The organism is Rothia nasimurium, assembly GCF_928382285.1.
Taxonomy (GTDB): domain Bacteria; phylum Actinomycetota; class Actinomycetes; order Actinomycetales; family Micrococcaceae; genus Rothia; species Rothia nasimurium_E.
On record NZ_CAKMSS010000002.1, the window covers coordinates 262,128 to 279,493 of the forward strand.

Sequence of the window (17,366 nt, forward strand, 5' to 3'; positions counted from 1 at the left end):
GATGAGCGATTCAAACCTCTTGGTCCCGGCAGCAGACGACCCCACCTGGTGGCGTCAGGCCGTGGTCTACCAGATTTACCCCCGGTCCTTTGCGGACGCCGACGGCAACGGGATTGGCGACCTCAAGGGCATCACGGCTAAGGTTCCCTACCTCAAGCAGCTGGGGGTCGATGCCGTCTGGCTCTCCCCCTTCTACCCCTCAGCCCTGGCCGACGGCGGCTACGATGTCGATGACTTCCGCGATGTCGACCCAAAAATTGGAACCCTGGCTGACTTCGATGAGATGGCAAGCGCCCTGCACGCAGCGGGCCTGAAGCTCATTGTTGATGTGGTGCCCAACCACACTTCCAACCTGCATGTCTGGTTCCAGGAGGCCCTGACGTCCGCACCGGGGTCGGCGGCGCGTGACCGCTATATCTTCCGTGACGGTCTGGGTGAGAAGGGCGAGCTGCCCCCGGCTGACTGGACCTCTATCTTCGGCGGCCCCGCTTGGGAGCCGGTGGGCGACGGCCAGTGGTACCTGCACAACTTCGCTGTAGAGCAGCCCGACCTCAACTGGCATAACCCCGAGGTCCATGAAGACTTCAAAGAAACTTTCCGTTTCTGGGCAGATCGCGGTGTCGATGGCTTCCGCATTGACGTGGCCCACGGTATCGCCAAGGACCTACCCGAGGTACTGCCTAGCCAGGCAGAACTCGACGCTATGCCTAAGGACGGCACCCACCCCATGTGGGACCGCGACGACGTGCACGAGATTTATAAGGAATGGCGGGCCGTTTTCAATGAATACACCCCGCCCCGTACCGCCGTGGCAGAAGCCTGGGTGGAGCGCGACCGTCGCCCCGCCTACGCGTCCGCCCAGGGTCTGGGCCAGGCCTTTAACTTTGACCTGCTCACCGCCCGCTTCGAGGCGGGCGAGTTCCAAAAGATTGTGGCTGAGAACCTGGAACTCTCAGCCGAATCCGGTTCGTCGAGTACCTGGGTGCTCTCCAACCACGACGTGGTGCGCCACCCCACCCGCTACGGCCTGCCCTTCGTGGAGGGTAAGACCAACGAGAAGGTAGGCCACGAGTGGCTACTGGCTGGCGGCCCGGCTGAGGAACTTGACCGGGAACTGGGTGCCGCCCGTGCCCGCGCCGCTACCCTCTTCGAGCTGGCCCTGCCCGGTTCGGCCTACCTCTACCAGGGTGAAGAGCTGGGCCTGCACGAGGTCGCCGAGATTCCCGACGCAGACCGCCAGGACCCCACTTTCTTCAACTCCCCCGGCGTCAACGTCGGGCGCGATGGTTGCCGGGTGCCCCTGCCCTGGGAGGCGGACGGCCCCTCCTTCGGCTTTGGACCGGCAGCACCGCACCTGCCCCAGCCAGCCTGGTTCGCCGACTACGCTGTAGCCGTTGAGGACCAGCAGGAAGACTCCACTCTCAACCTCTACCGGGCAGCCCTGGCAGCCCGCCGTCAGCTCCAGGGCGCCGAGGAACTGACCTGGCTCGCCACGGATTCAGCTGACCTGCTGGCTTTTGAGCGCCCCGGCGGCTGGGTCAACCTGACCAACTTCAGCACCAAGCCCGCTCCCCTGCCAGCTGATCTGGCTGACGCCGAGTTCGTTCTGGGCTCTGCCCCCGGTGCCGCGGACGCCTTCGCCGCAGGTGCCGTGCCCGGGTCAGCTACCTTCTGGCTCAAGAAGTAGCCGAAGAACTAGGGGGTAGGGCAGGTGTAGCAGGCTCACAGCGAAGCTGTTGGCGCGGGGCTGGCGTGAATCGCCGGTGATGAGCACCGAGATTCCGAGCTCGCGAGGAAAACAAATCTCGGTGCGAATCTGGCGAGCTTGCGAGCCAGCTAGCGAACCGGCGAGAGGGTCGACAGCGAGCGTGAGCCTGCGAAACCTGGCGCGTCTGCCCTCCCCTTATGCCCGAGACATCTCACGAATCTTCTCAACCGTCTCGCGGGGCGTGGTGTTTTCGCCCAGGCGGTTAGGTTTGCCTGCGCCGTGGTAGTCGGATGATCCGGTGACGAGAAGGTCGTGTTTGGCTGCGGTTTCAAGCAGCCAGGCGCGGCCTTCTTCGGGGTTGTCGCGGTGGTAGACCTCAAAGCCGGCCAGCCCTGCCTCAATCATGGCGTAGATGGTTTTGTTGCTGGCGAGTTTTCCGCGGGCGGACGCCTTGGGGTGGGCCATGACCGGTACGCCCCCTGCGGCGCGCACCAGTTCAACAGCCTTCACCGGGTCCACGGCGTAGTGGGGTACGTAGTATTTTGAGCGGGTGGTCAAGATAGTTTCGAAGGCTTCTGACCGGTTGGCTACCGCGCCTAAGGCTACCAGGGCATCTGCGATGTGGGGGCGGCCTACGGTAGCGCCCTCGTGCATCTGTTCTTGAACGGTCTCCCAGGTGATTGGGTAGTCTTCGGCGAGTCTTTCAACCATGCGCTGGGCGCGGCCTACCCGGGAGTCGCGGGCGCGATTAATTTCAGCTAAGAGGGCTTCGTTGGCCGGGTCGTGCAGGTAGGAGAGCAGGTGGATGCTCACGCCCTGAGCCGAACACGAGATTTCCATGCCGGGCAGGAAGTCTAGCCCCAGGCGTCCGGCTGTCTGTTCAGCTTCTGCCCAGCCAGCGGTAGTGTCGTGGTCGGTCAGGGCGAAGCCGGTAAGCCCGGCGGCGGCTACGTCGGCGACCAGCTCGGCTACCGGCTGGGTGCCATCAGAAATACGGGAGTGTGTGTGCAGGTCGTACATAGCACCAGACTACCTGCGGCGGCCCGTCCGTAACAGATAGCAACCATTAGCCACCCTTAAGTATCAAGGGTACTATCTTCAGCTAGACGCGCCGTTACCCGGCTCACTAGACTGGTAGGCATGACTACTAGCGACAATACCTCAACTCCCGGTGACGATCAGCCCATCGAAGAGCGCGTCACCAACCGCTCCGCAGCTCCCAAATCCAACGCTTTTACCGACTTTATGGCAGCTAACTGGGCGCCGGCGTCCGACCAGCTCCCTGCCCGTGCCCGCGTAGCCGACTTCGCCGCAGAACGCCGCGCCAAGATTTCAGCCCTCTTCCCCGGCGAGCGCCTGGTTCTGCCCGCTGGCCCCCTCAAGGTCCGCTCTAACGACACCGACTACCGCTTCCGCCCCCACTCTGCTTTTGCCCACCAGACCGGCCTAGGTCTGGATCATGAGCCCGATGCGGTGCTGGTCTTTGAGCCCGTTGAAGAGGGTCAGGGAGACAACGGCTCCAACCACGAGGTCACCCTCTACTTCCGTCCTCTGGCAGGCCGCGATACCGAGATGTTCTACCGCGATCCCCGCTACGGGGAGTTCTGGATTGGGCCCCGCCCCACCCTCGAATCGCTGGGTGCCGAGTACGGTCTGCGCACCAAGGACCTGGGCGAGCTTGAGGTAGCTATCACCAAGAACGCCGGCCCCGAGGCCCTGGGCGGGGTGCGCATCCGTCTGGTGCGCAACGTTGACCTGAATGTCGATGCCCTGGTCGATACCTCCCGCTACAACACCTCTGTTGATCTAGAAGAGTCAGATAAGCTCGACGCTGCTTTGACCGAGGCCCTGTCTGAGGCCCGCCTGGTCAAGGACGCCATCGAGGTGGAGAACCTGCGCCGCTCGGTTGACCTGACCATCGACGGTTTTGCTGAGGTCGTCAAGGCCCTGCCCACAGCTATTGCCCACCGCCGCGGCGAGCGCGTGGTCGAGACCGCCTTCTTCACCAAGGCCCGTGTTGAGGGTAATGACCTGGGCTACGACACCATCGCAGCCTGCGGTAACAACGCCACTATCCTGCACTGGATCCGCAATAACGGCACCGTCGATGAGGGTAAGCTGCTGCTGCTCGACGCCGGCGTTGAAGACGACACCCTCTACACTGCGGACGTCACCCGCACCTTCCCGGTCAACGGCAAGTTCTCCGAGATTCAGGCTAAGGCCTACAACATCGTGCTCGAAGCTGCCGACGCCGCCTTTAAGGTTGCGGTGCCGGGTAAGAAGTTCCACGAGGTTCACGACGCTGCCATGCAGGTTCTGGCTACCCGCCTGCACGAGTGGGGCCTGCTGCCCGTCTCTGCTGAGGTTTCCCTGTCGGCTGAGGGCGGCCAGCACCGCCGCTGGATGCCCCACGGCACCAGCCACCACCTGGGCCTCGATGTGCACGACTGCGCCCAGGCCAAGAACGAGCTCTACATGGAGGGCATCATCGAACCCGGCATGGTCTTTACCATTGAGCCCGGTCTCTACTTCAAGGAAGAAGATCTCGCTATCCCCGAGGAGCTGCGCGGCATCGGTATCCGTATCGAGGACGACGTGCTGGTCACCGAGGACGGCAACGAGAACCTTTCTGCCGCCCTGCCCCGCACCGTTGAGGGTATCGAAGCCTGGATGGCGGAGAACTCCCGCTAAGTAAGGTGCTATGGGGCTTGTTCATAGGAGTCGGTGAAGCAGGCTCGCAGCGAAGCTGCTGGCTCGGGGCTGGCGTGAATCGCTTGTGAGCGCTAGCGAACCAGCGAGAGGGTCGGCAGCGAGTGCGAGCCTGCGTAACCCCTGATGAACTGGCCTCTCAACTGCATAACGAAACCCCGCCTGCTCTCTTCCAGAGCGGGCGGGGTTTTCGTTAGGTTTTGCCGTTTAGAGGCGGGTGATTTTTAGGGACTTGATGAACCAGTCTGAGAAGGTCCAGATGAAGGTAGCCTCGAAACAGTGGGGGCCGGTGACGTCCTGCTCGTAGGCGGTTCCTACCAGCTGTACCTGAGCGGTAGCCAATCCGGTTTCTTCCCCGGCGGTGGTGGCGATATCTTCAATGGTTGCCTCGTCGAGGTCGAAGAGGTCTTCGTCGAGATCGTCGATCCACTCCTGGGCGGTTTTTACCGTGCCGTTGGGTAGGGTGAGCTGAAAGTCGCCGGTGAGGAATTCGATAATGAGGTGCTGGTTGTTCTCGCCGATGTAGCCGATGAGTTCTTCAAAGCGGGTGGCGAGTTTCTGGTCGGGTGTCATTGGCCGTCCTTCTGCGGTGTCTGCTCGGCTTCTGCTGTTTCGGGGGCCTTGCGGATGGTTGCCTCAAATTCTTCGGGGGTTTCCACGCGCAGGCCGTAGCGCTGCTCGCCCTTTTCTGCGCGGATCGCTTCGATACGCTCGTTGGTGGCGGGGGGCTCGGGGGCCTTGCGGATCATCTGCTCAAATTCTTCGGGGGACTCCACGCGCAGACCGAATTTACCGGTAGCCTTCGAGCCGTCGCGGTTGGTTTCAGCGGGAGGGGTGAAGACGGGGGCGGACGGACGCTGCTCGGCTGCCGGTGCCTGGTCCTGCTTCTGATCCGCCGGGTTAAATCCAGGCAGGAAGGGTTCGGGGGCCTGCTCTTGCTTGGGAGAGGGGGCTGAGGGGGCAAACCATTGGGGGGCCTGCTGACCGTTCTGGGCCCCTTGGCCATTCTGCACCTGCTGGCTGCTGGGGGCGCCCTGGGGCTGCTGGGCCGAATAGCCCTGAGGGTTGGCCTGGCTCATGCCGGGGTGTACATAGGGGCTTGAGGTCTGCCCGTTCTGGGCAAAGGGGTGGGTGCCGGGGCCGTGCACGCCGCTGTGGGTGCCACCAGGCTGGACGGTCACGCGCAGCAGATGGCGGGCAGCCTGGGCAGTGGCAGGAATAGCCATCAGGTCAAAGCGCTGGGGCAGCATCTGGGTGCGAGTACGGATACCGCGGCCCTTGGTGCGGGAAGCAACGATAATTGCGTAAATCATGCAGAAGGCAATAGCCAGGGGCACAATGCTCAGGAAGTTGGCCAGAATCGAGGTCTGGGTGATCACGGCATTGAAGAGGGCGACCAGGGCACCGAGGCTCAGGCCCTGGAAGACGCCACTGAGGGCCGCCCGCGGGTAGGTGGCCTGACCGGTAACGTAATCAACCTGCTGCACGTCCCGGCCCACCACGTAGAGGGAGTGCACGGGGAACTTCTGGCTGGCAAGAAATTCGATAGCCTTGTTGACCTCTTTACGGTCGGTAAAGGTAGCTACCAGCTCGCCGGGAGGTAGGTGGGTGCCGTCTGCCATGGCCAGTGCGGGAGGTGCTTTGAGTTGATCCATGCCCCTATTTTTTCGCAAAGTGCAGGGAGTTTGCTGGGAGCACGCCGGTGTATCGCCACAGGTGAACTAAGCAGGGTGATTCTCATTGTGCTGGCAACCGGTGGCAGCTCTGGGCTGGGGCGAGTACCCTTGATAACTGTGAGTAGCGTACCGAACAAGATTTTTATCGCCCGCCTTCTGGGTCTTGATGTTTTTGACCCCCACGGCGACCGCCTGGGCCGTCTGCGCGATGTGGTGGTGCTGAAAAGCGGTTTCACCCAGTTCAACGCAGTGGGGTCTTTGGCCAAACTCAAGGAGCCCGTTGTGGTGGGTATCGTCATCGAGATTCTGGGGAAGAAGCGCATCTTCGTGCCCATGACTCGTGTGACCAGTATCGACTCCACCCAGGTGATTCTGACCGGTCTGGTGAACCTGCGCCGCTTTGAGCAGCGCGGTTCTGAGGCTCTGGTGGTCGGTGAGCTCTTTGACCGCAAGGTACAGCTACGTGACGGGTCGGGTAGGGCTCAGATTGAGGACGTTGCGATGGAGCAGCGCCGCAACGGCGACTGGTTTATCTCTGAGCTCTTTATTTCGCGCGGCCACACCAGCCTGATGCGCCGCCGCAAGGAAACCCTGATTGTGGACTGGGACGAGGTCATTCTCTCCACAGATTTTGAGCCGCAGGCTGCAACCGCGTTTGTGGCAAGCCACGAAGACTCCAACCCCGCTGACCTGGCAGACGCTATTCACGAGATGCCCGATAAGCGCATGGTTGAGGTGGCCCAGGAGCTCCAGGACGAACGCCTAGCGGACGTGCTGCAGGAGCTCCCCGAAGAAGACCAGGTGCAGATTCTGTCCCACCTTGAGGTGGAGCGAGCGGTCAACGTTCTGGAAGAGATGGAACCGGACGACGCCGCCGACCTTCTGGGTGAGCTCTCAGACACCCAGCGTGAAGAGCTGCTGACCCTGATGGACCCCGAAGATTCGGACGACGTGCGCCGCCTGCTCGAATACGAGGAGGGTACCGCCGGTTCGCTCATGAACCCGGTGCCGATCATTCTTTCGCCCGAAGCGACCGTAGCTGAAGCGCTGGCCCATATCCGCCAGGAAGAAATCTCCCCTGCCATGGCAGCGGCGGTTGTGGTCACGCGTCCGCCCCTTGAAACCCCCACCGGCAAGTACCTGGGCATTGTGCACATGCAGCGCCTGCTCCGGCACTCCCCCAGCGAGCAGGTAGGCAACATCATCGACACCTCCATTGAGCCGGTCACCGACGCAGCCAGCATTGAAGAAGTAACCCGCGTGCTGGCAACCTACGACCTGACCATTATCCCGGTGGTCAACGACTACGACCGCCTGGTTGGGGCGGTCACCGTGGATGACGTGCTCGATGAGATGCTGCCCGACGACTGGCGCACCTATGACGATGGAACCCCAATTCGAAAGGTAGGCCGCCGCTTTGAGTGATGCACGCGAGCGCAACGATTCAGCGCAGACTCTCGGGACCCCTCAGCAGAAGAAGCGGCGGCCTCTCTTTCAGCTGAGCCCTAACCCCGATGCTTTCGGTCAAATGACCGAAAAAATTGCGCGTTTTATGGGTACTCCGCAGTTTTTGCTGTGGATGACGATTTTCTGTGCCCTCTGGTTGGGTTGGAATACCCTGGCACCTGAGGAGCTTCAGTTTGACCCCCGTGCGCTGAACTTTACCCTGCTCACGCTGATGCTCTCTTTGCAGGCTTCGTATGCGGCTCCCCTGCTGCTACTGGCGCAGAATCGGCAGGACGACCGCGACCGCGTGGTTGCCCGCCAGGACAGGCAGCGCGACCAGCGTAACCTCGAGGAGACCGAGTATCTGACCCGTGAGATTGCGTCCTTGCGTATTACCCTGCGTGAGGTTGCCACCCGTGACTTTGTGCGCGGCGAGATGCGCGACATTATGGAAGAGCTCGCTGAGGTGCAGCGTCGCCAGGAGGAGCTCTTTGCCCGCGCTGAGGCCCTGGCGGCTAAGGCGAATGAGCTTGAGGCACCCGAAGAAACTAAGCCCTTCGATCCCAATGCCGCCCAGCCTGTGACCAGCGCCTTTGATGTGCTGAGCGATGACCACCCGAAAATGCGTAAGAAGAAGAAGGTAAAGGACATCGACCGCTCGTTTGAGTAGGCGATTTACCCCATGCAGACATCACATCTGAATGAGGAGCTGCTTGCAGCTCTTGCAACCGTTATTGACCCTGAGCTGCGCCAGCCCATCACCGAGTTGGGTATGGTCGACCGGGCTGAGCTGACCGGTTCGGTCGCCGATATCAGGGTGCTCCTGACCATTGAGGGCTGCCCCCTGCGTTCGACGATTGAGGCGGACGTCCGCGCCGCGGTCTCTGCCCTGGAGCAGGTGAGCGAGGTGCAGCTTGAGATTGGTTATATGAGCCCGGATCAGCGCGCGACCCTGCGCCAGCGTCTTGGCCACACCAAGCAGAACCCTTTTACTGCCCCCGGCTCGCTGACCCGTATCTTTGCGGTAGCTTCGGGTAAGGGCGGGGTCGGCAAGTCCTCTGCGACTGCTAACCTGGCAGCGGCCTGTGCCTCCATGGGTTTGAGCGTTGGCATTATTGACGCCGATGTGCACGGGTTCTCGATTCCCGGACTGCTGGGCATTACCGCTGGCCCTACCCGCATGGACGACATGATTATTCCGCCTGTGGTTGAGGCCCCTTCAGGTGGCGGTGTCATCAAGGTAATTTCTATCGGTATGTTCGTGAAGCCCGACCAGCCGGTCGCCTGGCGCGGCCCTATGCTGCACCGGGCTCTAGAGCAGTTCCTCACCGACGTGCACTTCGGTCACCTGGATGTGCTCTTCCTCGATCTGCCCCCGGGCACCGGCGATATCGCGATTTCAATGGCCCAGCTGCTGCCCCACGCCGAGATTCTTCTGGTCTCAACCCCGCAGCTGGCTGCTGTGGACGTGGCCCAGCGGGCCGGTACCCTCAGCCTACAGACCGAGCAGAAGGTGATTGGGGTGCTAGAAAATATGGCCGCCATGCAGCTGCCGGACGGCACCACCCTACCCCTCTTCGGAGAAGGGGGCGGGGCCGTCCTCACCGAGTCCCTGGGCAGGGCCCTGGGCTACGAGGTGCCCCTGCTGGGGTCGGTACCGCTCGAGGTTGCCCTGCGCGAGGGCGGGGACGCCGGCACCCCGGTGGTCTGGGGTGCGCCCGAGACCGCCGCGGCCCAGGAGCTGGTGAAGACCGCCAGGGCGCTGACCCACCGTCCGCGCGGGCTAGCGGGAGCCCCCCTACCCTTTACCGTCTAGCCCCGGCTCAAGGGGACCGCAAAACTTCAAAAGGACCGCATAATATGCGGTCCTTTTTTGAAAATCAGGTCCCCTTGGCGGGAGAAAGAGTTTAGGTGGCCTCAGTATCGAAGGGGGCCCAGGCGCCGCGGGGCAGGCGCACACTCACAGAGGGAGCCGGTGCAGCTGCCGCCTTTTCTTCAAGTTCCTTGCGGCGCTCTTCGTCGTCCTCAGCAAAAGCCTCGCGCACAATGACGCGGGGATCGTACTGGCGGGGGTCATACTGGCGCCAGTTGATATCGCCCAGGTCGGGGCCGAGAGTTTCTTTGAGGTCGTCCTTAGCGTCAAAGGCCATACGGCGAACCCACTTGATAAAGTCTTTGAGCTGCTGGGCATATTCGGGCATGCGTTCTGGCCCGATGACAACAAACACCAGAATCGCTAGAACGATAAATTCGAGGCCGCTAATTCCAAACACACAAAGAGATTACCAGCTCAGCCCGAGTGTTCGCCCATAAAACGAGCGGGGTTGATTAAGATGTTTCCAGAATCATTCTCGCGCGCACTCATGTGAAGGTGAAGTACTAGGTGAATACTCAGGAACAGGCTCGAAGCTGGGTTTATGCTGAAGAGTTCCCGTTGGAGGCTCCTGCGGTGGCTTCTGCCCGGGCTGGGGCCGAGCGGTTGGACGCCGCCCCCGTCGCCCCGTCGGTAGCTTCCCTGCTTACGGTGCTCGCGGCAGCTACCAAAGCCCAACACGCTGTAGAAATCGGTTGCGGGGCCGGCGTTGCTACGGCTGCCCTGCTCACGGGCCTGGCCCCCGGTGCGGCGCTAACCGCCATCGATATCGATGCCACCCGTTGCCAGGCAACCCGCACGCTGCTGGCAGCTGCCGGTCTTGATAAGAGCCACCGGGTGCGCGTCATCACCGGCGATGCTGCCGAGGTACTCCCCCGCCTCTCAGCAGCCTCCTACGACCTGGCCTTCATTGACGCCGGCAGCCAGCTAGCTGAACAGCTGGTCTACGATACGCTGGCCCTCCTAGAACCTGGCGGGCTCCTGATTCTGCATGACCCGCTGGTGGGCGGGGCTGTTGCTAACCCTACAGCCCGCGATGCCGTGACCGTTTCGGTACGCTCTGTCTTACACGAGGTAGCGGCCTGCACCGCCGATGTTTTTGTCTCCCTTGTACACGCGGGCGAGGGTCTTTACCTGGTCTACAAACGCTAAAGCCCCCGCCCCAAACCGGTGGGGTTCGGAGCAGGGGCCGGGCTTAGAGCCGAAGCCTAGACGTTTTCAACGCACTCGCGGATCGCCTCGACTTCTTCTTCGGTGATATCAAGAACCAGGCGGCCGCCACCTTCAACGGGAATGCGCATGACGATGCTGCGCCCTTCGCGCACGATTTCGAGGGGGCCGTCGCCGGTGCGTGGTTTCTGAGCTGCCATCTTGGTTCTCCTTCAACGAGGGTTGGTCTGCGGTTTCTTGGCTTCTGTTGCCGGTCTCACCTTCTTTTAATCATAGTGCTTAGTGGCTCACTTCTGGCGTTTTTGGGTGGAAACTTACAGGTTTAGGGCGGGTAGTCTCCGCCGCCGGGTAGCTGCTTCCAGTGCCAGAGCCAGCCGACCCAGCCAAATTGCAGGGTTGCTCCGCTAAGAATCAGCAGCCAGCGGTAGGCCCGCGAAGCGGATAGGGCCACGAGGGGCAGAAGGAGCGGGAAGAGGGGCAGCAGTAGGCGGAAGGTGGAGGACTGCGGGTTGAAGAAGGCCAGCATATACACCGCGTAGGCAGCACACCAGGTGATGAGCGCCGGGTGGAGTACCCGCCGGGTCACGGGAGCCAGCAGGGCCAGCAAGTAGGCGCCCAGTAGCAGGATAAGGACGAGGGGGCCCAGCATCTGCCCCAGGTAGAGCTGGCTCTGGGTGTACCAGGGCATAAAGGGCAGAACGTGCTCCCCGCCAGCTCTCCACGCGGCCTCGGTCGCGGTGTAGGCGTCGATACGCCCGGTGGACGCCCAGGCAATGGCCGGGTGGATAAAGGCAAAAGCACACACGGTGAGGGCAGAGGCCAGCTGCGGGGCGGTCGCTTTCAAGGCGCTCAGCAGGTTCTCAGCGCGAGCCTGCTGAACCCAGCACACGAACCACCAGATGCCAACCACGGCTCCCAGGGGCACGCCCACAGGGCGGGACAGGGCCGCCCCAAAGGCCGGAAGAAGCAGAAGCACATAGCGTTGCTGCACCAGCCAGTAGAGGGCCCAGGCCAGGAAAAAGAGGCCGGTTGCCTCGGCATAGCCGGTTTGCAGAATCGGTGCAACGGCGCAGAAGCTGACGGCAGCAGTTGCCCACAGGGCGGTTGTCTCTAGCTCAGTGCCCCGGTGGGCAGTAGCGCCCCCGGTAGCTGCCCCGCGCACCTGTAGGCTGGTTTCAAAGAGCCGGTAGATAAACCAGGCTGCCCCAAAACCAAACAGCAGGGAGATAGTAGGGGCAACCGCCTGATAGCTCAGCCCGGTCGCACTCGCCATGGCACCGCTAATCAGGGGGTAGAGGGGGTAGAAAGCCCATTCGTTTTGGGCAACGTGACCGTTGGCGTCCACGGGGAGAACCGCAGGGTAGCCGCCAGCGGCTATCTTGGCGTACCAGTCGGCGTCCCAAATAGTGACAAACTCCAGGTAGCCCATCGAGGTATTTTTCCAGGGGCTAAAGGTCTGGTGCAGGCCCACGGTTGAGAAAATAAACCAGCCCCAGAGCCGGCTTGCGGCATATACCAGGGCCACTCGCAGGCCGATGGGCAGGCTCGTGAAGAACAGCAGGCCCCGACTGGCGCTCACGCTCAGGGTCGCAGTGGCGCGGTCAAGCACCCCGCTATGCTGTGGTGCGGACGGACGCCCCACTCCCCTAGCCCTCCCCGCGAAAGTCGGTAGCGGCGTCCTGACCCCGAGCACCGCGCAGGGCCTCAAGCTCTGCCCGCAGGCGGCTGTTCTCAGCAACCACCTTAGCGAGCACCCCATCAACCTCATCGCGGTTATAGCCCAGGGCCGAGGTCGCAAATCGAACCCGCTCCAGCTCGTCCGCACCCGGACGGTCCGAAAGAATCAGGGGCGGATCAGCGGCAGGAACCAGCGCTAGGCCGTCCTTGCTGACCGCATCGATAGCCTTCCGCCCCGGAATTAACCGGTCAGTGCCCAACACCGCGCACCCGGCCATCACCGCCGCCAGCACCACAAAAGTCACCGCAACCAGTAGATAATTCATACCGTCCTCCCGCAGGAGCCAAGCCCTCTCGCCCAGCACCACTCAACAAAACCCAACAAATATGACTGCAAAAACACGACACCCCGTGTAACAAGTTGTTTACCTTACAGGGGGTAAGGTAAGGCACATACACCATTTGGTTTGTGCCACAGCACCTCAATGCTACCGGCGCACGCACTGAATCCACCACAAGAGAGGAAGCCCAGTGACTACTGACGCACTGGTTCAGCTCACCCAGGTCAACAAGCACTACGGTGAGAACCACGTCCTCAAGGACATCAACCTTTCCATCGGCAGAGGCGAAGTCGTCGTCCTCCTCGGCCCCTCCGGCTCCGGCAAGTCAACCCTCTGCCGCACCATCAATCGTCTTGAAACCATCACCGACGGCACCATCACCATCGACGGCAAAAAACTACCCGAAGAAGGCAAAGAACTCGCCAACCTGCGCGCAGAAGTCGGTATGGTCTTCCAGTCCTTCAACCTCTTTGCCCACAAGACCATCCTAGAAAATGTCACCCTCGGCCCCCGCAAGGTACGCGGTATGGGCAAGGCCGAAGCCGAAGAGCTAGCCATGAGCCTGCTCAAGAAGGTTGGTGTCGATAACCAGGCCTCCAAGATGCCCGCCCAGCTCTCCGGCGGCCAGCAGCAGCGCGTCGCTATCGCCCGCGCCCTCGCCATGAAGCCCAAGGTCATGCTCTTCGACGAGCCCACCAGCGCCCTTGACCCCGAAATGGTCAACGAAGTACTCGACACCATGGTCTCTCTCGCCCGCGAAGGCATGACCATGATCGTGGTAACCCACGAAATGGGCTTCGCCCGCAAGGCAGCAGACCGCATCGTCTTCCTGGCCGACGGCGAAATCGTCGAAGAAGCCACCCCCGACCAGTTCTTCACCAACCCCCAGTCAGACCGCGCCAAGGACTTCCTGGGTAAGATCCTGGGTCACTAAGGACGGCCAGCCATGAACCTCTCCCGCGCCAAAGCAAAAGCCGCAGCCTGCGCCGCTCTGCTCGCCACCGGCGTCCTCGCGCTCTCCGGTTGCTCCACCACCGGTAGCGAAGACACCATCCGCATCGGCATCAAGTACGACCAGCCCGGCCTGGGCTACCAGGACGGACGCGACTACACCGGCTTCGACACCGACGTAGCCCGCTACGTTGCAGCTGAACTCGGCTACTCCGAAGACCAGATCGAATGGGTCGAAGCCCCCAGCGCCAACCGCGAAAACATGCTCACCAACAACCAGGTAGACATGATTTTTGCGACCTACTCCATCACCGAAAAGCGACTCAAGACCGTCGACTTCGCCGGCCCCTACTTCGTCGCTGGCCAGGACCTGCTGGTCCAGGCAGAGAACACCGACATCACCGGCCCCGAGTCTCTTGCCGGGAAGAACCTGTGCTCCGTCACCGGCTCAACCAGTGCAAAGAAGATCCAGGATAAGTACTCATCAGAGGTCCAGCTGGTTCAGCAGAACTCCTACTCTGACTGCGTCGTCGCCCTCAACGCCGGCATGGTCGATGCTGTGACCACCGACGACATCATCCTCGCGGGCCTTGCCTCTACCAAGGCCAATCAGGGCGAGCTCAAGCTCGTGGGCAACACCTTCTCCACCGAAAACTACGGTGTCGGCCTGCCCAAGGGCTCCGACAAGTGCGCCGCCATCAACGCAGCCATCAACAAGATGGTCGAAACCGGCGCCTGGGAAGAAGCCATCAAAAAGAACGTAGGTGCCGCTAACTACACCTACAACGCCGAGCTGAACCCGCCCGTCCTCACCGACGCCTGCGCCACCGTTGACGCCAAATAAGGCCGCGACGCCCAGCGCACCTTCACCACACCACAATCTTTCAACCATCGGAGGCTTTCATGTCGTTCTCTGAACAGCTCTCCACGCTCTTTGCCACCTACGACGTCATCGGCGCCTTCTGGACCAACATCCAGCTGACCTTCTGGGCAGCCATCGGATCTTTCGTCCTCGGCTCCCTGCTAGCACTTATGCGTATTTCGCCCGTGCCCTCCCTACGCTGGGCGGGCACCGCCTACGTGCACCTGGTCCGCAACACCCCGCTGACCATTCTGATGACCCTGGCAATCCTGGGCGTGTGGACCCAGTTCCAGCTCTCACTAGCAACCAGCTTTGAGTGGAACTTCTTTATCTACGCCGTTATCGTCCTTGCCATCTACCACGCAGCCTTCGTCTGTGAGGCCATCCGCTCCGGCGTCAATACTGTACCCGTCGGCCAGGCTGAAGCGGCCCGCGCCATCGGCCTGGGCTTCCTGCCTACCGCCCGCTACGTGATTTTCCCGCAGGCTCTACGCGGCTCCATCACTCCGCTGGGCAACACCCTGATTGCGCTAGCCAAGAACACCACCGTAGCCACCGTAGCCTCAGTCGCTGAGGCCTCAGGCATGATGAAGTCCATGATTGAGTTCAACTCAGACCTCATCTTCATGATCTTCTTCGTCTTCGCCATGGGCTTTGTGATTATTGTTGTCCCCATCGGCCTGCTAACCACCTGGGCCTCTCGTAAACTGGCGGTGAAGCGATGAGCAAGCGTATGACCTCAACCTCGGTACTCTTTGACGTACCCGGCCCCAAGGCCCGCGCCCGAACCCGCATCTTCAACATCGTGGCTCTTGTGCTCCTGGCAGCAGGCTTTGCCTACGTCATGATGGTGATGAACCGCCAGGGCCAGCTGGAAGCCGATAAGTGGACTTCCCTCTTCTCGGGTAACCTCTGGGCCAACTACATTCTGCCCGCCCTCTGGAAGACCCTCTCAGCAGCCCTGATCTCTGTGGTCACCTCGGTGGCTTTCGGTCTCTTCTTCGGTCTGGCCCGCCTGTCACCCAATAAGGCCGTGCGAGCCTTCGGTACCGTGGTCGTGGAGTTCTTCCGCGCCGTTCCCGTGCTGATGATGATGATTTTCTTCTGGCTCTTTTTGGGCAAACTCAACCTCTTTGCCCCCTCACAGCTGCCCTTTATCGCCGTGGTTCTGGGTCTGACCCTCTACAACGGCTCGGTCATCGCTGAGCTTCTGCGCTCCGGTGTTCAGCAGCTACCCAAGGGCCAGGGTGAAGCCGGTCTGGCTATCGGCCTGACCCCCTGGAAGGTGCTGACCCTGATTCTGGTACCCCAGGCTCTGACCGCCATGATGCCCTCGCTGCTCTCGCAGTTCGTGGTCATTCTCAAGGACACCGCCCTGGGCTACATCATCTCCTACCCCGAGCTGCTGGCCGCTGCCCGCCGCTTCGGCTCTGGCGAGGGCAATATCTTGCAGATGCTCCTGCTGGCAGCCCTCATCTTCGTGGTGATCAACTTCGCCCTGACCCTCTTCGCCGAGTGGCTCGCTAAGTACATGAGCTCCCGCTCCGACGTAGAGATCAAGCACGCCGACGGTGTGCCCGGTGAGGTGGACGAAGCCCGACCCAAGACCGAGCTGATGTTCAAGATCCCCAAGCACTAGCGTCCGCGCTTGACGCTCCGGTTACAGGCCAAGGGCCCCATCATACGATGGGGCCCTTAACCTTTTTCTCGATGGGGCTGTGCAGGGTTCTTGGGCTGTGAGCAGGTTTTTCTCTGCACACAGCCCAAGAAGTCTGCACAGGCTGGCAGGGTTAGGACGCCGTCAGCCAGCTTTCCAGCGCCGTATAGCAGGTACGCACCTCGGAGGCTTTAACGTGCTCGTTATCGGTGTGAGCCAGCAGGGCATCTCCGGGCCCAAAGTTCACGGCGGGGATACCGATCTCACTGAAGCGAGCGACGTCCGTCCACCCGTACTTGGGCTTGGGGGCTTGGCCCACCGACTCAATCAGCGAGCGCGACATGGGCGCGTCCAGGCCCGGGCGGGCAGCTGATGAGAGGTCAACGAAGTCTAGCTCGTAGCCCTCAAAAACCTCATGCAGGTGCGCGACGGCTTCGTCCAGGGTCTTGTTGGGAGCAAAGCGGTAGTTGATGTGCACGCCGGATTCATCGGGAATCACGTTCCCGGCCACCCCGCCTGAAATTTGCACGGCATTGAGCCCCTCACGGTAGGCCAGGCCCTCAACCTCATAGGTGGCAGGCTGGTAGGCAGCAAGACGCCCCAGAACGTCCGCCATCTTGTGGATAGCGTTGACGCCCTTCCAAGCGCGACCAGAATGGGCGGCGACACCCGAGGTGCGAATCCAGAAGCGGATGGTGCCGTTGCAGCCACCTTCGATGGTGCCGTCGGTGGGCTCCAGGAGCACGGCAAAGGCCGCATCGGTCAGCTTCTCCCGGTGGTTGCGCATCAGGCGGGCAAGCCCTGAGAGCTCTGATGCAACTTCTTCATTGTCATAAAAGACGTAGGTGATATCGTAGTGGGGTTCCTTCAAGTGGGCAGCTAGGGCTAGCTGCACGGCAACCCCGCCCTTCATATCCACGGCTCCGCGGCCGTAGAGAACCCGCTCCCCCGCTTCCTCAGACCAAGAGGCGGGTACGGTGCCTCGTGAGCCCTCAGCGCGTGGTAGAGGCACCGTATCTAGGTGGCCTGCCAGCACAATGCGGGTATCCCGGCCCAGGTTAGTGCGGGCGATGATGGCATCGCCGTCGCGGGTTATCTCTAAGCCGCCGATCCCCTCAAGGGCCGCCTGCACGGCGTCCGCCAGGCGCACCTCGGCGCCAGAAACAGAATAAATATTGAGCAGATCAGCGGTCAGGTCTTCAACGGGCTGGGTTAGGTTCAGGACGCCGGGGCCCACCTGAGCGAACTCAGCGGCCTGGGCGAGGGTAGGGTTCTTGGTCATAGTTCCACCATACA

General features: G+C 61.7%; 18 protein-coding genes. 10 read left to right on the forward strand and 8 right to left on the reverse strand.

Translation table 11 applies throughout. From position 1 onward, the window contains the following. Position 1: 1 nt before the first annotated feature. Complete coding sequence (locus L6758_RS04035; RefSeq protein WP_237204590.1) at positions 2 to 1,687, forward strand: glycoside hydrolase family 13 protein; 1,686 nt, start codon at positions 2 to 4, stop codon at positions 1,685 to 1,687. Positions 1,688 to 1,903: 216 nt separating this feature from the next. Here the strand turns inward: L6758_RS04035 and L6758_RS04040 are convergent, their stop codons facing one another. Continuing rightward, positions 1,904 to 2,728 carry a PHP domain-containing protein gene (locus tag L6758_RS04040; protein WP_237204591.1) on the reverse strand — a complete coding sequence of 275 codons (825 nt, stop codon included), beginning with the start codon at positions 2,726 to 2,728 and terminating at the stop codon, positions 1,904 to 1,906. A 120-nt stretch (positions 2,729 to 2,848) separates the two neighbouring features. Between L6758_RS04040 and L6758_RS04045 the strand changes: the two genes are divergently transcribed. Further along, positions 2,849 to 4,399: an aminopeptidase P family protein gene (locus tag L6758_RS04045; protein ID WP_237204592.1), complete on the forward strand. Its 1,551-nt coding sequence runs from the start codon at positions 2,849 to 2,851 to the stop codon at positions 4,397 to 4,399. A gap of 225 nt (positions 4,400 to 4,624) precedes the next feature. On the opposite strand, the gene L6758_RS04050 is transcribed toward L6758_RS04045, so the two are convergent. Then, complete coding sequence (locus tag L6758_RS04050) at positions 4,625 to 4,990, reverse strand: hypothetical protein (RefSeq protein WP_237204593.1); 366 nt, start codon at positions 4,988 to 4,990, stop codon at positions 4,625 to 4,627. Beyond that, a complete protein-coding gene (locus L6758_RS04055; RefSeq protein WP_237204594.1) occupies positions 4,987 to 6,072 on the reverse strand; it encodes a general stress protein in 1,086 nt (361 codons plus the stop codon). Before L6758_RS04055 ends, L6758_RS04050 begins: the two co-directional genes overlap by 4 nt. Before the next feature lie 138 nt (positions 6,073 to 6,210). On the opposite strand from L6758_RS04055, the gene L6758_RS04060 reads away from it, so the two are divergent. The 3 genes from L6758_RS04060 to L6758_RS04070 are packed head-to-tail and all read left to right on the forward strand — an operon-like array spanning position 6,211 to position 9,355. Further along, positions 6,211 to 7,518: a magnesium transporter MgtE N-terminal domain-containing protein gene (locus L6758_RS04060; RefSeq protein ID WP_237204595.1), complete on the forward strand. Its 1,308-nt coding sequence runs from the start codon at positions 6,211 to 6,213 to the stop codon at positions 7,516 to 7,518. Then, a complete protein-coding gene (locus L6758_RS04065; RefSeq protein WP_237204596.1) occupies positions 7,511 to 8,209 on the forward strand; it encodes a DUF1003 domain-containing protein in 699 nt (232 codons plus the stop codon). Before L6758_RS04060 ends, L6758_RS04065 begins: the two co-directional genes overlap by 8 nt. Positions 8,210 to 8,221: 12 nt before the next feature. After that, on the forward strand, positions 8,222 to 9,355 hold the full coding sequence (locus L6758_RS04070; RefSeq protein WP_237204597.1) for a P-loop NTPase: 1,134 nt from the start codon (positions 8,222 to 8,224) through the stop codon (positions 9,353 to 9,355). Between the two features lie 91 nt (positions 9,356 to 9,446). On the opposite strand, the gene L6758_RS04075 is transcribed toward L6758_RS04070, so the two are convergent. Further along, positions 9,447 to 9,812 (reverse strand): Sec-independent protein translocase TatB, encoded by a 366-nt coding sequence (locus L6758_RS04075; protein WP_135013724.1) that lies wholly within the window; start codon positions 9,810 to 9,812, stop codon positions 9,447 to 9,449. 110 nt (positions 9,813 to 9,922) lie between these two features. Between L6758_RS04075 and L6758_RS04080 the strand changes: the two genes are divergently transcribed. Next, on the forward strand, positions 9,923 to 10,564 hold the full coding sequence (locus L6758_RS04080; protein WP_237185782.1) for an O-methyltransferase: 642 nt from the start codon (positions 9,923 to 9,925) through the stop codon (positions 10,562 to 10,564). 56 nt (positions 10,565 to 10,620) lie between these two features. Here L6758_RS04080 and L6758_RS04085 read toward each other — a convergent pair whose 3' ends face one another. The 3 genes from L6758_RS04085 to L6758_RS04095 all read right to left on the reverse strand — a co-directional run bounded on the left by L6758_RS04085 (position 10,621) and on the right by L6758_RS04095 (position 12,585). Continuing rightward, entirely contained in the window at positions 10,621 to 10,782 is a 162-nt protein-coding gene (locus tag L6758_RS04085; protein WP_237204598.1) for a DUF3117 domain-containing protein, read from the reverse strand. Positions 10,783 to 10,904: 122 nt separating this feature from the next. Then, positions 10,905 to 12,224, reverse strand: coding sequence for a hypothetical protein (locus L6758_RS04090; RefSeq protein WP_237211873.1), 1,320 nt, complete (start codon positions 12,222 to 12,224; stop codon positions 10,905 to 10,907). A 4-nt stretch (positions 12,225 to 12,228) separates the two neighbouring features. Next, positions 12,229 to 12,585, reverse strand: coding sequence for a DivIVA domain-containing protein (locus L6758_RS04095; RefSeq protein WP_237204600.1), 357 nt, complete (start codon positions 12,583 to 12,585; stop codon positions 12,229 to 12,231). A gap of 220 nt (positions 12,586 to 12,805) precedes the next feature. On the opposite strand from L6758_RS04095, the gene L6758_RS04100 reads away from it, so the two are divergent. Genes L6758_RS04100 through L6758_RS04115 form a run of 4 tightly spaced genes read left to right on the forward strand, consistent with a single transcriptional unit; the run spans position 12,806 to position 16,052 of the window. After that, positions 12,806 to 13,534 carry an amino acid ABC transporter ATP-binding protein gene (locus L6758_RS04100; protein WP_237204664.1) on the forward strand — a complete coding sequence of 243 codons (729 nt, stop codon included), beginning with the start codon at positions 12,806 to 12,808 and terminating at the stop codon, positions 13,532 to 13,534. A 12-nt stretch (positions 13,535 to 13,546) separates the two neighbouring features. After that, entirely contained in the window at positions 13,547 to 14,395 is an 849-nt protein-coding gene (locus L6758_RS04105; RefSeq protein ID WP_237204601.1) for a glutamate ABC transporter substrate-binding protein, read from the forward strand. 59 nt (positions 14,396 to 14,454) lie between these two features. Further along, positions 14,455 to 15,138 carry an amino acid ABC transporter permease gene (locus L6758_RS04110; protein ID WP_135013730.1) on the forward strand — a complete coding sequence of 228 codons (684 nt, stop codon included), beginning with the start codon at positions 14,455 to 14,457 and terminating at the stop codon, positions 15,136 to 15,138. Beyond that, positions 15,135 to 16,052, forward strand: a complete 918-nt coding sequence (locus tag L6758_RS04115; protein WP_237204602.1) for an amino acid ABC transporter permease — start codon at positions 15,135 to 15,137, stop codon at positions 16,050 to 16,052. Before L6758_RS04110 ends, L6758_RS04115 begins: the two co-directional genes overlap by 4 nt. Positions 16,053 to 16,203: 151 nt before the next feature. On the opposite strand, the gene dapE is transcribed toward L6758_RS04115, so the two are convergent. Then, complete coding sequence (dapE, locus tag L6758_RS04120) at positions 16,204 to 17,352, reverse strand: succinyl-diaminopimelate desuccinylase (RefSeq protein ID WP_237204603.1); 1,149 nt, start codon at positions 17,350 to 17,352, stop codon at positions 16,204 to 16,206. Positions 17,353 to 17,366 lie beyond the last annotated feature (14 nt).